15 protein-coding genes and 1 pseudogene are annotated in these 17307 nt (G+C 70.0%); 11 read left to right on the top strand and 5 right to left on the bottom strand.

Translation table 11 applies throughout. The features are described 5' to 3' along the window. Positions 1-156 precede the first annotated feature (156 nt). Together V7793_RS06350 and V7793_RS06345 are read left to right on the top strand one after the other, a co-directional pair. Entirely contained in the window at positions 157-438 is a 282-nt protein-coding gene (locus V7793_RS06350) for a hypothetical protein (protein WP_335581914.1), read from the top strand. Positions 439-603: 165 nt separating this feature from the next. Continuing rightward, the gene (locus V7793_RS06345; RefSeq protein ID WP_335581913.1) at positions 604-924 is read left to right on the top strand and encodes a hypothetical protein; all 321 of its coding nucleotides are present in this window, start codon (positions 604-606) and stop codon (positions 922-924) included. Positions 925-970: 46 nt separating this feature from the next. Here V7793_RS06345 and V7793_RS06340 read toward each other — a convergent pair whose 3' ends face one another. Further along, complete coding sequence (locus V7793_RS06340) at positions 971-1351, bottom strand: hypothetical protein (RefSeq protein WP_335581912.1); 381 nt, start codon at positions 1349-1351, stop codon at positions 971-973. A 102-nt stretch (positions 1352-1453) separates the two neighbouring features. Here V7793_RS06340 and sigJ point away from each other — a divergent pair, with 102 nt between their 5' ends. Then, positions 1454-2374, top strand: a complete 921-nt coding sequence (gene sigJ, locus V7793_RS06335) for an RNA polymerase sigma factor SigJ (protein WP_335581911.1) — start codon at positions 1454-1456, stop codon at positions 2372-2374. 1456 nt (positions 2375-3830) lie between these two features. On the opposite strand, the gene V7793_RS06330 is transcribed toward sigJ, so the two are convergent. Continuing rightward, on the bottom strand, positions 3831-4619 hold the full coding sequence (locus tag V7793_RS06330) for an oxygenase MpaB family protein (protein ID WP_335581910.1): 789 nt from the start codon (positions 4617-4619) through the stop codon (positions 3831-3833). Between the two features lie 618 nt (positions 4620-5237). On the opposite strand from V7793_RS06330, the gene V7793_RS06325 reads away from it, so the two are divergent. Beyond that, positions 5238-5996 carry a hypothetical protein gene (locus V7793_RS06325; protein WP_335581909.1) on the top strand — a complete coding sequence of 253 codons (759 nt, stop codon included), beginning with the start codon at positions 5238-5240 and terminating at the stop codon, positions 5994-5996. Positions 5997-6100: 104 nt separating this feature from the next. On the opposite strand, the gene V7793_RS06320 is transcribed toward V7793_RS06325, so the two are convergent. Continuing rightward, positions 6101-6670, bottom strand: coding sequence for a hypothetical protein (locus V7793_RS06320; protein ID WP_335581908.1), 570 nt, complete (start codon positions 6668-6670; stop codon positions 6101-6103). Between the two features lie 65 nt (positions 6671-6735). Continuing rightward, a complete protein-coding gene (locus tag V7793_RS06315; RefSeq protein WP_335581907.1) occupies positions 6736-7062 on the bottom strand; it encodes a hypothetical protein in 327 nt (108 codons plus the stop codon). A 1404-nt stretch (positions 7063-8466) separates the two neighbouring features. Between V7793_RS06315 and V7793_RS38145 the strand changes: the two are divergent. From V7793_RS38145 to V7793_RS06295, 5 genes and pseudogenes are all read left to right on the top strand, one after another. Then, positions 8467-9186 (top strand): annotated as a pseudogene (locus tag V7793_RS38145) (AfsR/SARP family transcriptional regulator); the annotation flags it as partial. 2679 nt (positions 9187-11865) lie between these two features. Beyond that, complete coding sequence (locus tag V7793_RS06305) at positions 11866-12279, top strand: hypothetical protein (RefSeq protein ID WP_335581905.1); 414 nt, start codon at positions 11866-11868, stop codon at positions 12277-12279. Positions 12280-12620: 341 nt separating this feature from the next. Continuing rightward, positions 12621-12848: a Ku protein gene (locus V7793_RS38140; protein WP_443057851.1), complete on the top strand. Its 228-nt coding sequence runs from the start codon at positions 12621-12623 to the stop codon at positions 12846-12848. Positions 12849-12985: 137 nt separating this feature from the next. Further along, positions 12986-13189, top strand: coding sequence for a hypothetical protein (locus V7793_RS06300; RefSeq protein WP_335581904.1), 204 nt, complete (start codon positions 12986-12988; stop codon positions 13187-13189). 191 nt (positions 13190-13380) lie between these two features. Continuing rightward, on the top strand, positions 13381-13599 hold the full coding sequence (locus V7793_RS06295; RefSeq protein WP_335581903.1) for a hypothetical protein: 219 nt from the start codon (positions 13381-13383) through the stop codon (positions 13597-13599). A gap of 212 nt (positions 13600-13811) precedes the next feature. Here V7793_RS06295 and V7793_RS06290 read toward each other — a convergent pair whose 3' ends face one another. After that, the gene (locus V7793_RS06290) at positions 13812-14717 is read right to left on the bottom strand and encodes an NADP-dependent oxidoreductase (RefSeq protein WP_335581902.1); all 906 of its coding nucleotides are present in this window, start codon (positions 14715-14717) and stop codon (positions 13812-13814) included. Positions 14718-16033: 1316 nt separating this feature from the next. On the opposite strand from V7793_RS06290, the gene V7793_RS38135 reads away from it, so the two are divergent. Both V7793_RS38135 and V7793_RS06280 read left to right on the top strand, forming a co-directional pair. After that, entirely contained in the window at positions 16034-16162 is a 129-nt protein-coding gene (locus V7793_RS38135; RefSeq protein ID WP_443057850.1) for a hypothetical protein, read from the top strand. A 341-nt stretch (positions 16163-16503) separates the two neighbouring features. Beyond that, positions 16504-17244 carry an alpha/beta hydrolase gene (locus V7793_RS06280; RefSeq protein ID WP_335581901.1) on the top strand — a complete coding sequence of 247 codons (741 nt, stop codon included), beginning with the start codon at positions 16504-16506 and terminating at the stop codon, positions 17242-17244. The last annotated feature ends 63 nt before the right edge of the window (positions 17245-17307 follow it).

The raw sequence follows: 17307 nt of genomic DNA, 5'->3' as shown, positions 1-17307 counted from the left end.
CACCGGGATTGCTGCTCGTAGAGGTACAGGACGCCCACGCGCGTGGTGGGCGACTGTGCGGTAGCCGGGCTGAACGCCCTGTGAGACGTTATCGAAGAACCGGATGCGTCGGCCGTCGACGGCGTGGGGTCGGGAAGAGACTCGCAGGAGGTACCGGTGACAGATGAGACAGGCCGGAAGTTCGTCATGATCTCGACGTTCCGGAGAAGGACTGCGGACGGATTCATGCTTGCGGCTTTCGTCATAGATGAGAGGGAGTGCGCTTCTCCTGCGGAAATGAAGTCGATCAGGAACGAAGCCCTCACCGAGATCCAGCGTCGGCGTATCGCCGGAGAGTTCGAGACCCGCAGGGCGAAGGCCGGCGAGCTGCCGTCGGCCCTGCCTCGGTGGGCGCAATACAAGAAGCAGCTGGAAGCTGCGGATCAGGAGCCGTCTTGACCCACCGGGTCTTCGGCGCGTGGCACGACTGGGACACCGCCTGCCGGTAGTTGGCGGCGGACGCTGGGGAAGGCTTTGGCACAGCGCCACGGGGAGGCTGTCACGTTCGCTCACGTTCGCTCACGTTCGCTGAAGAGGCCCATGGGGATCAGAAGAGGCCCGCCGGTGAGTCGGCCGTACTTGGAGCACCGCCTGGAGGCGATGGAGGTGCTCGTCTCGGGCGCGGGTGTCCACGACGAGGGCCTGCTGGTCGCAGCCGTCCTCCGCGACGTGGTGGAGGACACCGACTGCACGGCCGGGGAGGTCGGTGAGCGTTTCTGCCACCGGGTTGAGGAGTGGGTGGGCTGGGTGACGAAGCTGCACCCCGAGGCTCACGAGGATCCTGCGGAGGTGCGTGACCGCTGCCTTCTGAGCCTGCGTTCCGCCCCGCCGGGGTCCTGCTGCTCAAGCTGGCGGACCGGTAGCAGGCTGGGAAGGGGGGAATGAGGCCGGGGCGGCCCTCGTATGGATCCTGGCGGCCCCGGGTGGGACCTTAGCGCCGGACCAGGGCCAGCATGCTCAGGCCGAACATCAGGACGCCGAGGGGGAGATGGACCGAGGGGACGTGCGCGATGCCGAGTACGACCTGGACCGAGGCGAGTACGAGGAATCCTGACGCGTACCAGACGGCCCGGGGCGAGCCGCCGCCCGGTTTCCACGCCAGCACCGCCGCGAGCACGTACAGCATCGACGCCCCGTACATCACGCGGGCTCCGACGCTGTGCAGCGTCTCTCCGTAGGACGAGGTCAGCAGCAGTCCGGCGGAGACCGCCTGAAGGAAGATGGTCAGAGTCTGCAGGACGATCGTGATCTGCAGGAAGGTGGAGCTGCGCCGTGCGTTCGCCGTCGCCTCGGCCGTCACCTCTGTGGCCATGTCGTAGTCCTCTCTCAGTCCTCGGGCAGGGGGTCGATAAGGTCCCACCCAGTGCGACGACGCAGGCCTGCGAAAGGTAAGGCGAAGGGGGCGACCGGAAACATGGGGACTGCCAGGACTGGTGTGGACGGGACAGCCGGCGAGCGACGCCGGCTGATCAATGTTGCTTACCGGCTGCTCGGTTCGGTGACCGAGGCCGAGGACGCCGTGCAGGATGCCTACGCCCGCTGGTACGGGCTGCCGCGCAGCCGGCAGGAGGAGATCCTCTCTCCCGGCGCCTGGCTGACGACGGTGACCGGCCGCATCTGCCTGGACCTGCTCGGCTCGGCACGGGCCCGCCGTGAACGCTATGTCGGCGCGTGGCTGCCCGAGCCGCTGCCCGACCGCACCGAGTGGGAACGTACGGACGACCCCGGCGCCACCGGGCATGCGGACCCCGCCGACCAGATCGTTCTGGACGAGTCGGTGGCCATGGCCTTCCTCGTCGTCCTGGAGACGATGACGCCCGCCGAGCGGGTCGCCTTCGTCCTGCACGACGTCTTCCGGTACCCCTTCGCCGAGATCGCCGACGTTCTCCAGCGCACCCCTGCGGCCTGCAAGCAACTGGCGGCCTCCGCCCGGCGACGGGTGAGCGCCGCACGCGCCGCGGTGCCGTCGACCGGCCGGGCGGATGTGGTCAGACAGGTCAAAGAGGCATGGGAGACCAAGGACATCGCAGCCCTCGTCGGCCTCCTCAACCCGGCCGCCGTCATGACCGCCGACGGCGGCGGCCTCGCCGGCACCGTCCTACGACCGGTCGAGGGCGGTACGCGCATCGCCCAGTACATGATCGCCATCGCCGACAAGGCTCCCGGCCTGGAACTCCTGCAACGGTCCGTCAACGGTGCGCCGGGCCTGGTGGCCCGGCGTGCCGGCGTCGTCATGACCGTGGCCTCGTTCGACGTCTCCGACGGGCGCATCACCCGGATCTGGGCGATCCGCAACCCGCAGAAACTGCGACCCTGGACACGGGAGACCAACTAGCCCTTGGACATCGACACGGACGTGCCGGCAGAGACCGTTGCTGACTGCCCGGAGAAGAATGAGATCGGGAGGGCTGAACTTGGGCCTGGTCTGAAGCCTGGTCTGGGGTTGCCTGCCAGGTTGTCAGCTGTCCCCCCGCACACGCCGGACATCGTCGAACTCGCCTGCACCACCCGTCAGGGCCCGGTTCCGGCCGCGGGCCCCGAGGCCCGTATCCAGGTCTGAGGCGTACGCGCCGCCGCGCGGTTCCGCCGTGACAGCCATCGTCGCCACCAGCCGGAGGGATGGCTGGTCTGCCATGCCAAGATGAGCGGCACCTCCGCGGGAGACCGGGTCACGGTCTCCCCGAAACAAGGGAAGGCCGGAGGGTACCGCCAGTGGTACGGACACGACGCCCGCACCCGGATGGTCCCAGCGTTCACCCCTGGCGACGCCTGAGCCTGCGCGATCGTCGTCGGACGCGTCACCGTCTGCGCCGCCGATCCCGCCCGACGCTGACGCGCTGCTGCGGCGTCTCCATCGTCGGCCCCCCGTGATCGATTACCCCGTCCGGTCTGCCTGGGCCGCCGCGGTGCCTGTTTTTTCGCAAGCGATTGATCTCCGAGGTGTGGCTGGGGAACATGCACGTGGCCTGCTCCCCGCGCCCTCGGGGGTGGTGAGGCGCAGACGGGGCCGAGTTCGCGGGATGCCCCCTTCGGCGTGTACGGCGAGAGTGGGGGGCGCCGCGAAGACCGCGACCGCCGACTGCTCCTCGCGTACGCGAGGATGAGCTCAAGGGCCGGGCCCCGGGGTCGGCTTCGGCCCCACGCCCTCCCGGGCGCACCGGCGAGGAGGGGGGCGAGTCCGGCAGCCGTGTGCGTCCCCGACCTGCGGGAGGATTCCTGGCGGTCGAGCTCGTCGGGCTCACACGGCAGTACTTCCTTTAATGCTGGTACGGGAGTCTTGATGCGCAGTTGGCTCGATGCTGGGCTGCCTGGTGGTGGCCAGCAGCGCGGTGGCTGCTGCCCTGTGCACGACCGGGCCCGGGCCCCGCTTCCATGCTGTGCAACGCGTGAGGCGGGGCCTCGCTCGGGGCCTTGCAGTCGGCATCGTCGTCGACGCGGTCAACCCACTGGTGAGAGTGATGGCCTCGCACCGCCCTGGAGCCTGACGCCGTCCGCCGGGCCCTGGCCAACACCCACACCAGACGACGCCACACCGCCCCTCGACCACCGCATCGTGCGGCAAGCTGTCACGACGCCTCGCGCCCGTGGCGCCGGGTCGGCAGGACAGCTTGCGTGGGACTCAGCTCGTTGAGACGCCGTGGCGGCAAGGCCCCTCAGCTGCCTTCCGGTTCCAATGCCGTGCGCGTGTGTCACGGTGTGGGGCTTGGCTCCCGGGGGCTTCGTAGGTTTCCGCGGCCGCACGGCCGCTGGGTATTCCTGATCTCACCGCTCTTCAGGCACAGGTGTTCGGGTTATTCAAGATCGCGTACGGATGGCGGGAGGACCGGGCGATAGCCGGGATTGGTGTGGGAATGGCGGATGCGGCGGGCCCGTAGACGCATTCCACCGGACGCCAGTGCACGTACGGGGGCTGAAGGGTGGGGAGCCCCGAAGGCATGGCGCAGCGGCTCGTCAAGAAGTGCGTCGGCTGCAGCGCGGATGAAAGGACCCAGTAGGGAGGGGAAGCGGTTGGTGAGGAGGTCCCGGGTGGCAGCCCACAGTTCAGCTGCATCGGAGGTGGCTGTGAATCGGGCCTGCTCGAACTGGTCCATCCATGCCGCGAACTCACCCCATGCAGGTGGTACGTCGCGGATTCCCATCCGGTCGGCGAGAGCGCGGTAGAAGGTGTGGGAAGCCTCCTTCTCCTCCTCCGTCGTGGGCCGCCATGCGTAGGTGTCGCACCAGCGCATGGGGGCGATGTCGAAGCAGGCCAGAACGTAGAGGAACGCGTCATTGCTGATGCGCCAGCGGGCGTGTATCCGGTTGAGGGCGGCCACTGTCTCAGCCCCGCGGGCACCGTCCAGACCGTCGCGGAACAGCAGGTACATCATCTGCCCGGTCGCCTTGGCGCGGAGCTCTGTCCGCTTCGCCATCTTCCCGGTGGAGACCAGGACCTGGGCTATCTCAGGCACGGCGAAGGTCCGGTAGAAGCCGATGTTGAGCCCTAACGCAAGATCCTCGCTGAAGTCATGGAAGGCAAGGCTCCGGTAGACGGATTCAGCCCGCGACAACGCTGTGGCTGCCTCGGATACGGGTTTCATGGACAGCTTCTCCCCTCCAGGCGTTTCCGTTCCTCGTCGAGTCTCAGGCAGGATCTGGGCTGCGAACAGTCCCTGAAGGTGCCGGGCGACCAGGACCAGGTGCCGGCGTTCGTCTCCTGGGGCAAGGCCCCTGCTAGGGCACTGTGCTCACAATGGTGGGCCGGGGGCGCACAGATCCTGGGAAGTCTCGCCAGCCCACGTGTGCAGGGTGAACCGGAGCGAGCCGACAGCCACGACCTCGCCTGCGCTGCTTGCGCGCCTCCTTACTTTCGCTGTCCTCATCAGGGTCCCGAACCCCGGCCCCGCCCCTGCCCCGCTCTGGGGCGTGTCCGTCGAGCCGTGATCCCCGCCGGAACTTCTCGGCCTTGACCGCACCACCGGGCAGCACCCGGAGTTGGCATGGCGAGGCGGAGGAGCCCCGCCCGGCCAGCGACCTGTTCCGGGACCGGTGACTGGATCGGGGTGGTACTGTGGCGGAGGGATGTGCAGATGGACGTGCAGATGGACGGATGTGTCACGCCTGGGATGCGAACACTGGTGCGAGGTGGAAGGAGTCTGTAAGGTTGCGCTCTTCGGCGGGCCGATGCCCGTGGGAGTCCTGAGAGCTGTACCTGAAAGATGAGCTGTGACACGGCTGCCGTGCGCTTGCGCCTCGATGCTGCCCTGGCCGGTGTGGCCATGTCCTTCTGCGGGATGACCGCACGGCCCGACGAGTCGAACTGCGAGTGCCACTGGGGTAGCGCGGAGGAGCTCGCGCTGCTGAAGACTCCGGACACGGAGCTCGATCCGGACCTCCTGTACCGGACCTGGTCTGCGTGCGACTGGAAGGACCACGCAGCGGTGCTCCGTCGTATCCTGCCCCAGCTCACCTGTGCCTTGGTCCGCGGTCATGTCGACGTCGGGCACTTCGCGGAGGAGGTGGGGCGCTCCTTCGCCCTAGGAGAGTGGCAGCAATGGCCCGCCCAGCAGAGGGCCGCCGTGCGCGAGTTCCTCTGCGCATGGTGGGCGCACACCCTGGTCGAGCCGGACCCGATGGCGCCCGCGCACGATGTCTTCGTCGTGTGCGCCGAGGCATCCGCCGGTGTCGGCCCCTGGCTCAGCGTCTGGCAAGCCACCGACCATCCTGCGGCCGACCGGCATCTGGCCGAAGCGGTCGATCGCTGGGAGTACGACCTGTTGTGCGACGAGCTGCCATGGAACGCGTGGGACAACAAGGACGACATGTGCCGCGAACTGGCGCAGTGGCTCGCCCAGCACGCCCCGGCCCGGCTCCGGTCGCACGGTGCCCCCGAGCCGCTGATCCACCGGATAGGGCTGCTCGGCCTCTCCCACCCCGACCGCTGGGAGGACCCGCTTCTGGATGCGTACCGCTTCTGATCGGGGTAGCCCGGTGAGCCCCGGCCGCGGGAGTGCTCCGACGTCGCGCACGACCGCCGCGCGCGGGTCGGAGGTGCAGGCGACGAATGCGCGTGAGCCGTTGGTCAGCCCGTTGTGCCAGCCGGTCTTGGTGCCACGTGCCACCGGCGTTCCACAGCTGCCAGCCCAAGCCCGATCCGCGCGTCACGGCCGGTGTGGTCGGCGACTGGGTCCCGCGGGGTGGGGGTCAGGGCGAGCGCGGCGGGCGGGTTCGGTGCGGTGTTGGTGGCGAGGTCGGCGCTGGCGGTCCAGGTGCCGGTACCGACCGCCGCCCACTTCGGGTTGGTCCGCGGGACGACGGGGGTGCCGGCGGTGCGGAACGGCAGGATGGCGCCGTCCGGGGTGCCGGGCGCGGTGTGGGCGGTGGTGTGCATCATGCCGAGCGGGGCGAGGACCCGCTCGCGCAGGGCGGTCGGGTCCCCGCGCCCGCCGGCCTTGGTCAGGGTTTCGTCCAGCGCCCCGAGCTGTGCGCTGCGTCCTCTGCCGGAGTCGGGACCGGCGGCCCGGGCTAATGGACGTCGCCGTCCGCCGATTCCGCTGAGCCCGGGGTGGTCCAGGGCAGAGTGCAGGCGCCCTGGACCGGAGGTGCCCGCGGAACGGGATCTGCTGCCGGCCGTGCGCAGGTACGACGTCATGCGCTCATGCGCTCATGTGCTTATGCAGCGCCCCTGGTCGCCGTCCCCGGACGCTGTCCCCCGTTTCAGCACTTGGAGGATGAGGAGATGCGTACCGCGTTCAGCTGTCCGCCGGTGATGTAGTTCGTGGTCTTGGGCGGTATGCAATCGACGCTGCCATTGGTGAACCGGACGCGCACGACGTCGTCGTGGCGCGTGTTGACCACGGCCAGAGGAGCCGATGGCTTGGAGGGCAGGGGCTGCCAGCCGGAGGTGACGTCCTGGAATTTACCGATGATCTTGTCGTTCTTGATGAAGCATACGTACGGGTAGGGGCAGCTGGGCGCGGCGGCCGCCCGCGCGGGGGAAGCGGCGGTGGCCGACGCGGGGCCGAGGGCCGTTGCCAGTCCCACGGCGGCTGTGAGACACAGTGCCGAAGTCAGGGTCGAACGAGATCTCCGCATGAGTTCCCCTCTGCTGTGTGTCGCGCACCGGATCGGGGGGCGGGGCGGGCTACGGGAAGGGCGTTGCGACACGCAAGACGGCGATGATCATGACAATGTGAGTCTAGGGAGCGAACCACCGCCTCAGGAGCACTCTTCCGGCCAAGCTGTGTCTCGCACCGCTTACGCGCCGCCGTAGTCATCCCTGGGGCGCGTGCCTCCGTACGGTCATGCGGCCCCGCCGTATCCGAAGGCGGCGAGCTGTCCAGGGGCGCTGCTCGCGGCGCTGTTTGTGATCAGTTTGCCGGTGGCGAAGGTGATGGCGCGCGGGCCGGGGCGGGGGCAGGCTGGGAGGAAGGGCAACCGGTGGGGGAGGCGGGCCGGGCTTGTGGCCATTTCGGCATTCCGTGCGGCGACGCAGTTGTCGGTGCGGTGCCATGCGGCAGGTGATGAGGCGGCGGTGCTCGACCTGGTGGGTGCCGACCGGCTGCCCGGGAAGCCGCTGGGCCACGCCCATCATGCTTGCCGAGGCGGTGGCCGGCCGTTCGCCGGTGTACGGCGGCTGGTGGGCTGAGCTGGAGCCGCCCACGACCGAGGCGATCCACGACGAGGCGGGCACGGTGCTCGTGCTCGGCGTCGTCTCCTGCGCGGGGCGCCCCACTGACGGGGCCGGGTTCGTTCCGTGGATGCACTGCCGCGGGGCCCGTATCCTCGCTGAGGGGCCTGATCGCCCGCGCGCTCGGCCGGCTCGGTGAGCACACGGTGCACGCCTTCGAGTTCGCCTCCGCTCTCACTTTCGGCTTGGAAGGCCTGCCGGCCCGTCACCGACCGGCGACGCGACGGGCCCTGAAGTCCGCCGGGTTCACCGGCCGTGACTTGTGGCGCTACATGCGCGCGGATCTACCGGTGGCCGGGCTGCCGCACGCCGCCCACGTCACCGTCAACGAGTGCGAGGACCGTCCGGGCAAGCACCTGGGGGTCCGCGAGGGCGGGGAACTCTCGCGGAGACCGCGACCGGCCGCCCGGTCGCGGGGATCGGGGTGCTGTGATGGATCAGCGTCGCCCCGCCCCAGTCTGCCTGCGGGGCGGGGCGGGGCCTGACCCTGCTCGGCTCCGCTCTGGACCTGCCGGCTCTGGACCTGCTGGCCGGGCTCGGTGCCCGCCACACCGGGACGTACCTGCGAATCTCACCGGCTGACGCACGGCCAGGGCTCCGCGAGTGCCTTGTCCACGGTGAGCTTGATGCGCATGGCCTTGGTGATTGGCTGCATCGGGCACCTCGACCAGGGTGACCGAGTCCTCGCCGGTGGCTTGGTCGTCCTGCCCTCGTAGACCGTGGGTCATTGCTTAACTGTTCTGGTGGCCGTTGAACTGATGTTGTTGTGCCGGGTTTCCTACCGTGGCCAGGAGGTCACCGCGCCCAGGCTGCGCGGCCTGCTCGCGCTCCTGGCGGGCGAGCTGCGCGCGGGGTGCAGTACGACGTTCCTGGTGGACGGCCTCTGGCCGGACGAGAGGCCGCAGAACCCGGTGAAGGCGCTGCAGACTGTGGTCGCGCGTGCCCGCGGCGTGCTCGGTGCCGATGTGATCGCCAGTACCCCGACCGGTTACCGTCTTGCACTGGGGGAGGAGCAGGTCGACAGCTCTGCCGCCCTGCTCCGCGCCGCGGCGGGAGGGGAGCGGCTGCGAGCAGGGGATCCGGCAGCAGCGCTTGCAGAGGCTGAGGCGGGCCTGGCGTTGTGGGGTGCCAATGCCGGTGCCGATGCCGGTGCCGGTGCAGGTGGCGTGCGGTGTGAAAGGGACGGCCCGGGCGATCCGGTGTCCGCGCTGCGCGCGGAACGGGCCCCGGCATACCGGTCGCTGATGCGGATCCGTGCGCTGGCTCTCGCGCGGCTCGCCCGCGTGGCCGAGGCGGCCGAATCGCTCACGCACCTGGTGCGGGAACTGCCGCGGGACGAGGAAGTGCTCCTCGAACTGGTGCGTTGCCAGGCAGCCACCGCGGGCCCCGCCACTGCTCTGGCCACGTACGACGGTTACCGCTGCCAGCTGCGCGAGGAGCTCGGGGCCGACCCCGGGCCCGCACTGCAGGACATGCATCAGGAGCTGCTGCGGGGGACGGCGCCCGCCATACGCCGCGGGCTCTCGCACGACCCCAATCCCTTGCTCGGCCGTGACGCGGACACCGTCGCGGTGGCGGGGCTGATGAGGACCTCCCGGGTCACCTCGATCATCGGCCCGGGGGGCTTGGGCAAGACCCGGCTCGCGCACGTGGTGAGCCGCCAGGCGGAGCAGCGGGTGGTGTATCTGGTCGGGCTTGCCGGGATCACCAGCGATGCGGAGGTGGCCGGCGAGGTGGCCTCGGCCCTGGGGGTCGGTGAGTCACTGCGCTTGCACGCGCTCTCGCCGGCTGTCCCCGCCGATGTGCTCACCGGCATCGTGGGAGCGCTCGGGCCGGGTCCCGCGCTGCTGGTCCTCGACAATTGCGAGCACGTGATCGGCGGCGTTGCGCAGCTGGTGCAGGCCCTGGTGTCGGTGGCCGGTGACCTGCGGGTCCTCACGACCAGCCGGGCGCCGCTCGGTATCTCCGCCGAGTCGGTGTATCCGCTGCCGGAGCTGGATCTGCCGACGATCGTCGAACTGTTCCGGCAGCGGGCCCGGGCCGCTCGCCCCGGTGCCGAGCTGCCCACCGGCACGGTGATCGAGCTGTGCCGCCGTCTGGACGGTCTGCCGCTCGCCGCCGAACTGGCAGCGGCGCGAGTACGCGTCATGACGGTCGGTGAGATCAGCCACCGCCTGGCGGACCGGTTCGCCCTGCTGCAGGGCGGGGCGCGGGACGCCCCGCAGCGTCACCGTACCCTGCATGCCGTCGTCGACTGGAGCTGGAACCTCCTGGATGCGGCAGGGCAGGCGGCGCTGCGCGCGCTGTCGGTCTTCCCCAACGGCTTCACGGCGGACGCCGCCCAGCGCCTGCTCGTCGACGAGGAGCTCTTCGGCGGCCTTTTCTGCGACGGCGAGGTGCTGGAGGTGCTCACGGATCTGGTTGACCAGTCGCTGGTCAAGGTGGTGGACACCGCCTCGGGCGCGCGCTTTGCCATGTTGGAGACGATCCGGGAGTTCTGCACGGCCCAGCGGGCGCGGGCCGGGGAGGACGACTGCGTGACCCGCCAGTACCTGGCATGGGCGCGCGACTTCGGGATGCGGCATCACGACGCGCTCTTCAAAGCCGACCCCTTCGGGGCCTGGGAGCGGATCAGAGCCGAGCAGGACAACCTCGTCCAGGCGCTGCGCCTCGGCCTCGCCCAGGAGGACGGCGCCACCGTCGCGGCCACCACCGCGGTGCTCGCCACCCTGTGGACCACCGAAGCGAACTACGCCCGCCTCCTCCCGCTCGCCCAGGACGTCGGACCGCTGCTCTCCCACTTCCGGCCCCGGCCCGGCTTCGTCGAGGTCACCCGGACCGCCGCGGCCATGTGCGCCACGAGCCTGTTCCTCGGGTTCGGCCCCGGGCCGGCGCGCACCCTCGTCGCCCTGCGCCGGCTGCCCCCGGCCTCACCCGACACCCTGGTCGGAGCCGTCTCGACCGTACTGTGCGCCATACCCGAAATCCTTGGGCCCGATCACTCGGTGCTGAAAGCCCTGTGTGACCGGGACGAGCCCCTGCTCGCCGGCGCAGCCAACTGCGCGGCCAGCCTCGTGTGGGAGAACGCCTACGACCCCGACCGTGCCCTGTCGGCGGCCCAGCGGATGCTCGACGCCTTCAAAGGGCTGCGTATCCCGTGGATACAGGTCCTGGCCCCCGCCCGGATGGCCAGACTGTGCCTCCGGGCCGAACAGGGACGCCAAGCACTGCACCACCTGCAGTCAGCACTGCAGACCCTGGAGAAGCTCGGCGTGCGCGGTGACCCGGTCGGGATCCGCTGGGGCATGGCACTCGCCCACCTGCACACCGGTGACCTCGACGAGGCCGAGCACTGGGTGACACAGGCGATCCTGACCGAACCCCAGGAGACACCGGACATCCGCTCACCCGGCCTCGGTATACGCGCCGAGATCGCACTCGCCCGCGGCGACACCGAAGCCGGGCTGCGCCTGTGGCGCCGGGCCGCCGAAGGAGCACGAAGCAGCACCGGCCCGGTCTTCGACCTCGAAACGGACCTGGAGCCCTGGGCCCTGGAGGTTCAGGCCGCCGCCGTGACCGCCCACGCGCGATACGGCCGGCTCGACCTCGTCGAGGCCCTCACCCTCACCCTCCAGGACCGGCTTCCGGCACTCCTGGCACCCCGCGCCACCGCGCCGCCCCGCCCGGACAGGGACCTGGCGAACCTTCCGCTCTGCGGTGCGCTGCTGCTCGCGCTCGGCATGGCCGACCTCGACCACGGCCTGCGCACCGGCAACGCGAGCCGCACCAGGTCGGGAACGCGGCTGGTCGCCCTGGCCGAACGCTTCCGCTACCTGCGCATCTTCCAGCCGACCATGTCCGGTGAGCTGTCCCGGCAGACAGCCGAACAAGCCGACAGGACCGCATACACCGAGGCGGTACCGGCGTACGCAGCCCTGGCCCCGGACGCCCTGCGGGCCGCCGCGCTGACAGCGCTGCGGAAACGGGACCGTGATCTGAAGCCGCTCTGAAGCCGCTCTGAAACTCACTGACGGCACGCTCTGCGCAGACGTCGCCAGACGTCTCGATCTCACGTGGACAGATCCCAGGAATACCGAGGGAGCGGAGGCGCACTACACGCCACCCCCCTTGGACAACGTCGCAGGAGGGCGAATCAGATGAACGCCAGGAAATGGGCCTTAGCGGTTTCCGCGCTCACCGCCGCTGTCGCGGTCGGTGTCCCCCCGGCCATCGCGCAGGCCGCCGCAACCCGGCACGTGGGCGACCGGTGCACCAGCGACAACTACACAACGTGTGCCGGGTCGGCGTCCTTCATCAAGGCGGGGGACCACATGCTGATCTGGGACAACAAGGCTGACGGGCACTCGGTCGTTGTCATCGGCGACCGGTCCGACGGGCTGCCGCTGAAGTTGTGGAACCACTCCGGCTCCGACGGCGACGGCAAGGTCGACCACAACCTCAACCTCCCCGAGAACGGGTGGATCCGCTACAAGGTCTGCCTGGGCGAGTACAGCTCCAAGAAGGTCATCGCAAACACCTGCTCCGCCAGCAAGACGGAGAACGCCTCGTGACGAGGTGAAAGCGCCCGATAGAGAGAAGTGAGAACCGGCTGGTGGCGACCTCGGCCGTCACCAGCCGGCACAGGCGAAAGGCAAGGTGCGGGCCGCAGGAGACTTCCGTCACCGGGCGCCCTCCGCTCCGGCGGGCGTGAGGTTCGGCCGTGACGCTGTTTGGCGTCGTGACGCTGTCCGGCGCGGGTCCATGTGAACCCCCGCGTGCCGGTGCCCGAGGGCAAGCCCGGGGCGCCGACCCATGGTTCAGGCGGCCAAGCCGAGCCCGAGTGCGGCGAGCACGGCGATGACGCTGGAGGGGGGGGGTGGTAGTTGGTGTACGGGGTGTTGGCTGATCTGGTGTGTTGCTGGTGTATGGATCGCACCCATCTGCTCGCGCCGGCCAGCGCCGCGGCGAACAAGCCCTACGTACTCCTGCGCGAGACCTCCGGCAGACCGACCGTGTCGCCGTCGGCAAGATCACCTTGCGGACGAAGGAGTCCCTGGCCCTGCTCCGCGTCCACGGGGACCTGATGGCGGTCCACACGATGCTCTGGCCCGACGGGGCCTCGCGCCGCCCGCGTCGGTGAAGGTGCGCCCGCAGGAGATCGAGATGGCCTCCAGCCTGATGGACGGATGCGGAAGGACTTCGACCTCGATGCCTTGGAGGATTCCTACCAGGTGGCGCTGGGTGAGCAGGTGCTGTCGAATGTCGAGGACCGGCCCCGTGAAGGAGCCGGTGGCCACGGCCGCCGCGCCGTCGCACGTCGTGGACCTGATGGCTGCGCTGCAGGCGTCCATCGACCGGGCCGACGGGGACGGGAAGCAGCCCGCGGCACCGGCAGCCGGGAAGGCCGGAATGAAGCGCGCCCCGGCGAAGAAGAATGCGGCGAAGAAGACAAGCAGCGGACGCAAACGTCACACCGGCTGAGGAAGCCTCCTCAGCCGGTGTGGAGCCCCTTGTAGCCCTTTGTAGCCGGGCTCGAGGCCGCAGCGACGCCCGGTACGGGAGCCCGTGGAGGGGCGGCTGCCGAGCGCGGTGACGATGCTCCGCGTGGTGCCTGGCGTCAGCCCTGCGCTGACCTGTTCGTCGGCGAGTACGCGGGCGTAGGCGCTGGGTCCGTGGACGGCAAGGGCACCTGCGAGCGCGGCGGCTGCGGTCTCGGCCGGCCCTTCACCCCGCCCCTGATCGTCGCGCAGCGCCTGACTTGGGATCTCGCCGCGCTGTACGAGAAGCGTGGCCAGGGCCTGCGCCTCGGTGGCGTCCAGGGTCACGGTGACCAGCGCCGCCCCGAGCTGGTGGACGCGGGCCGGGTGATGCCGTGCGCGGTCAGTGCCTGACGCAGCGCCGTGGTCGTCCCGACGGCACTGCGGCCGTCGTCCTGCGGACCGTCGCCGGTCCGGGCGTGCAGCAGTCTAGACGCTGGTGCGGCCAATGCGGCTGTCGAGGATGTGCGCACGATGGCAGAGCGTCAGTAGGCACCGTCGGCCTTGCAGGCAGGTCCGCGCGGCACTCAGCTGCGTAGCCTCGGCCGGAGGATCGGTAGCCTGCGTCAGAAGACCATGGTGATCTTGCCTGTCAGGCCGCCCTGGAGAAACCGCTCGTGGGCGGCTTGGATCTCTTGGAGGCCGAAGGTGGAGTCCACCCGCACCTGCAACGAGCCGCTGTCGACGAGCTTGGTCAGCTCGTGCAGCCCCGCGCCATCCTCACGTACCTGGTTGACAGTGGTACGTACACCGCGGGAGGACAGATCGGGGACCGGGCCTGCTTGGGTGGCGATCGACGCGTACCGGCCGCCATCGGCCACTGCCTCGGTCACGAACGCCCCGAAGGTGTCGAAGACTGCGTCATAGGTGCGCTCCTCGAGAGCATGCCTGTCGGTGGTGACGAGATCGGCACCGCGATCGCGGGCGAAGGCGACCTGAGCATCCCGGGAGACCAGGGCATCGACCTTGGCGCCGCGGGCACGCGCGATCTGCAGCGCGAGACCACCTACGGCACCAGCGGCACCGGCGATGAGCAGCCTCTCGCCGGCTTTGACCGCCAGCCAGTCGAGCGTCTGCCAGGCCGTCAGCCCGGGAAGCGGCAAGGCGGCCGCCGTTACCAGGCTGATCGAACGGGGCGCAGCGGCGACTGCATGTGCGGGAAGCGCGACCAGATCGGCCCAGGTCCCTCGGCCGGAGCCGAGTTGGTGCGACATGGCGATCACGCGCTCACCGGCACGCAGTCCGCTGTCACCGCCGTCGACCACGATGCCGGCCAGGTCCCAGCCGAGGGTCATCGGCAAGGGCGGCGTTCCTTCGCCGATGGCGCCTTCCCGTGTCTTGTCATCGACGGGATTGATGCTGGTCGCCACGGTCCGGATCAGCACCTCTCCGGCGCCCGGTTCGGGCTCGGGAGCCTCGACGATGCCGAGGACATCAGGGGTGCCGAAGCGATCGATCTGTATGGCGCGCACGAAAAGCCCTTCACATCTACGGATACTGACAGCAGGGCCCAACACCATTAATGATCCAGAGATTCCCGTTGCCGCGACGGCTCGCACATCGGCCCCTCAGCGGTCGCCGTCGTTGTCCACGACTCCGCAGCGCCCCACCAAGAGGGAGCGTGCCGCCGGTAGGGGAGTGCGGTGCATCGTGCACTGTGCATCGCACCGGTGCGCACCAGGGCGTGGATCAGGGCGCGGCTGGTGGTGTCGCGTACGACGGCGCCGGTCGCTGGGCCCTGGCCCTGGCTCTGGCCCTCGACCGTGGTCAGTCGAACGCTTTGCCAACGTCGTGGGGCAGCGGGAGCGATGGCCTGTGCGAGCCGTGCGCGGACGCGGCGCACGCTCGGGCCGAAGCCGAAGGCCTCGTGCGACGCCAGGCGGGAGAGGTCGCCGCCCGCGCCGCAGCTGAACCCCCGGCGGCCAAGAGCCGCAGCGTGTTCGGGATCGGGCGGCGCCGGTAGCCGCGGGCAAGCCCAGGAGAGCCTGGGTAAGCCACCGTCTCCGGCCGGCGGCTTGCCCACTTGCCCCGAGACACGCTGGGGTCGTGACCATGCTCGGCCGGACCATCCCGGCCGGGGCCGTGAGGGAGGCCATGCCCTGCGCTGATGCCGGCCGTTGAGCCGTCCGTGACGACTACTGGTGTTTCCGAGCTCCTGGCGGAGTACGAGACCCGTACGTGGGCGCCCGCCCAGGCCGAGCGCGAGTTCCTAGATGATTGAGCGTGTTCGAGCGTCAGGGGGAGGCGCCAGTTGAGCACGTGATCCTGTTCCGCGCCATCACCTGAGACCGCAGCCGCGGGGCTGTCCCACTCCCAAGGCCATCGACTCCCGCAGCACCCTCAGTACCCGCCAGCGGCACGCAGCCGGCCGGATCGTCCAGGCCCTCGGCCGCCGCTTAACCAAGCGGCTCTCCTGGGCCCGGAACGCCCAACAGACAGATCTCTCGGCAACACGAGCGCTGCCAGCGCCCCCCATCGCGGGCATTGATCAGCGGCTCATCGGTTGGCAGGCCACCCGCCGCCGGCAGATAGCGGACGCGACGCCCACTCTGGTGGCCGACTACGAAGAGAAGCAGGGGCACGCGCCGGGGCAGCAGGCCGTGTACGTGCTGGACGGCCAGGCCGCTGAGCGGACGCGCCGCCGAAGCCCAAGGGGGCCGGATCGCTGGCCGAGCTGCGCGAGGGCTGGAGGGAGTCGGCGATCCGGGCGCATGGCGTCGTTGTCGTCTCCCGGTTTGCAGTTCGGGCGAGGGCAGCGGCCGCGGCGGTGTGTGCGCGGGTACGGCCGGTGGGCGATGTCGTCCTGGCCGCCGTCGACACCGTCGCCGTGGTGTACGTGATGCGCAGCATCGTGCGCACCAGGTCGTGGAGTGGGCCTCCGCCCAACTTGAAGTCACAGGTCAAGGGGCTGGTGTGACCGGTGCTCAGGGTGCTCATGCTGGTCATGGGCGGCTGTCTGGGCAGTAGATCGTCCATCAGCGGTGGGTTGCCCGTTTTTCGGTGCTCGAATCGGTGGCGGACATGCGCTCCCGACCAGTGACAGGCGTGACTCCGACGCCGTGGTGTCCGGCCACAGAGCCTCCGCAAAAACCCGTTGGCGGAACCATGGCGGCCACTGCTACGTTTCCGGAGGCCGTGCAGGAGAGCGAGGAGGTGGTACCCGTGAACGTATCGACATGGGTGCTCCCCTCCGGGGTCACGGTCGGGCGATAGGCCGTCCGGGAGCGCCGTTCAATGGCACTCCCGAAAGGCACGGCCATGCAATTCACTTCTGAACATCGTCTCGACGACGCTGTCCTCGAGCGCGAATTCACCCTCGGCGAGATCCCCGGCATCCTGTGGACGCCCGCATCCGCATCCATATCCGCACCGGCGCCGCTGATCCTGCTCAGCCCCCCTCCTCTCGGACTGCGCAAGGTGTACCCCCGGTTGGTGGCCCGGGCCCGGCACTCCGCGGCGGACGGCTTCGCCACGGCCACCATCGAGCTCCCCGGAAGCGGCGACCGGCCCCGTTGGCCCGCCGCCGAGCACGCCCTCGCCGACCTGCGCCGGGCGATGGAGGCCGGCGAGCCGGTCAGCGGCGAGATCATCGACGCCCTCATCCTCCCCCTGGTCGGCAAGGCGGTCCCGGAATGGCAGGCCGCCCTGGACGCCCTCCTACCACTGCCCGAGATCGGCGGCCCGGTCGGGTACTCGGGGGGAGTGATTTCCATCGGGACGCGGCTGGCGGTGGTCGAGCCGCGCATCTCGGCCGCTGTTCTGTTCGCCGGGAGTTTCGTCCCTCGCGCCATGTTCGAGGAGGCCCGCCAGGTCACCATCCCTCTGCACGTCCTGCTGCAGTGGGACGACGAAGGCAACGACCGGCAGGCGGCCCTGGACCTGTTCGACGCCTTCGGCTCCAAGGAGAAGACGCTGCACGCCAATATGGGCGGGCACACCGGCGTCCCGCAGTTCGCGGGGGACGCCGCGGCCCAGTTCTTCACCCGGCACCTGAAGTGACGCCGGGCCGTCAGGCCACCAGCAGACGGTAGCCGTGTTGGCCAGGATGCTGCTCATCCAGGG

The sequence above is a fragment of the Streptomyces sp. KLMMK genome, assembly GCF_036961605.1.
Taxonomy (GTDB): Bacteria; Actinomycetota; Actinomycetes; order Streptomycetales; family Streptomycetaceae; genus Streptomyces; species Streptomyces telluris.
This window is presented reverse-complemented; position numbering and strand designations above follow the sequence as displayed.

Bases quoted from the DNA above. Each gene is read 5' to 3' on its own strand.
- V7793_RS06325 (WP_335581909.1), top strand. From the start codon at position 5,238: ATGAGCTGTGACACGGCTGCCGTGCGCTTGCGCCTCGATGCTGCCCTG.
- V7793_RS06320 (WP_335581908.1), bottom strand. From the start codon at position 6,670: ATGACGTCGTACCTGCGCACGGCCGGCAGCAGATCCCGTTCCGCGGGC.
- V7793_RS06340 (WP_335581912.1), bottom strand. From the start codon at position 1,351: ATGGCCACAGAGGTGACGGCCGAGGCGACGGCGAACGCACGGCGCAGC.
- V7793_RS06280 (WP_335581901.1), top strand. From the start codon at position 16,504: ATGCAATTCACTTCTGAACATCGTCTCGACGACGCTGTCCTCGAGCGC.
- V7793_RS06330 (WP_335581910.1), bottom strand. From the start codon at position 4,619: ATGAAACCCGTATCCGAGGCAGCCACAGCGTTGTCGCGGGCTGAATCC.
- V7793_RS06305 (WP_335581905.1), top strand. From the start codon at position 11,866: ATGAACGCCAGGAAATGGGCCTTAGCGGTTTCCGCGCTCACCGCCGCT.
- sigJ (WP_335581911.1), top strand. From the start codon at position 1,454: ATGGGGACTGCCAGGACTGGTGTGGACGGGACAGCCGGCGAGCGACGC.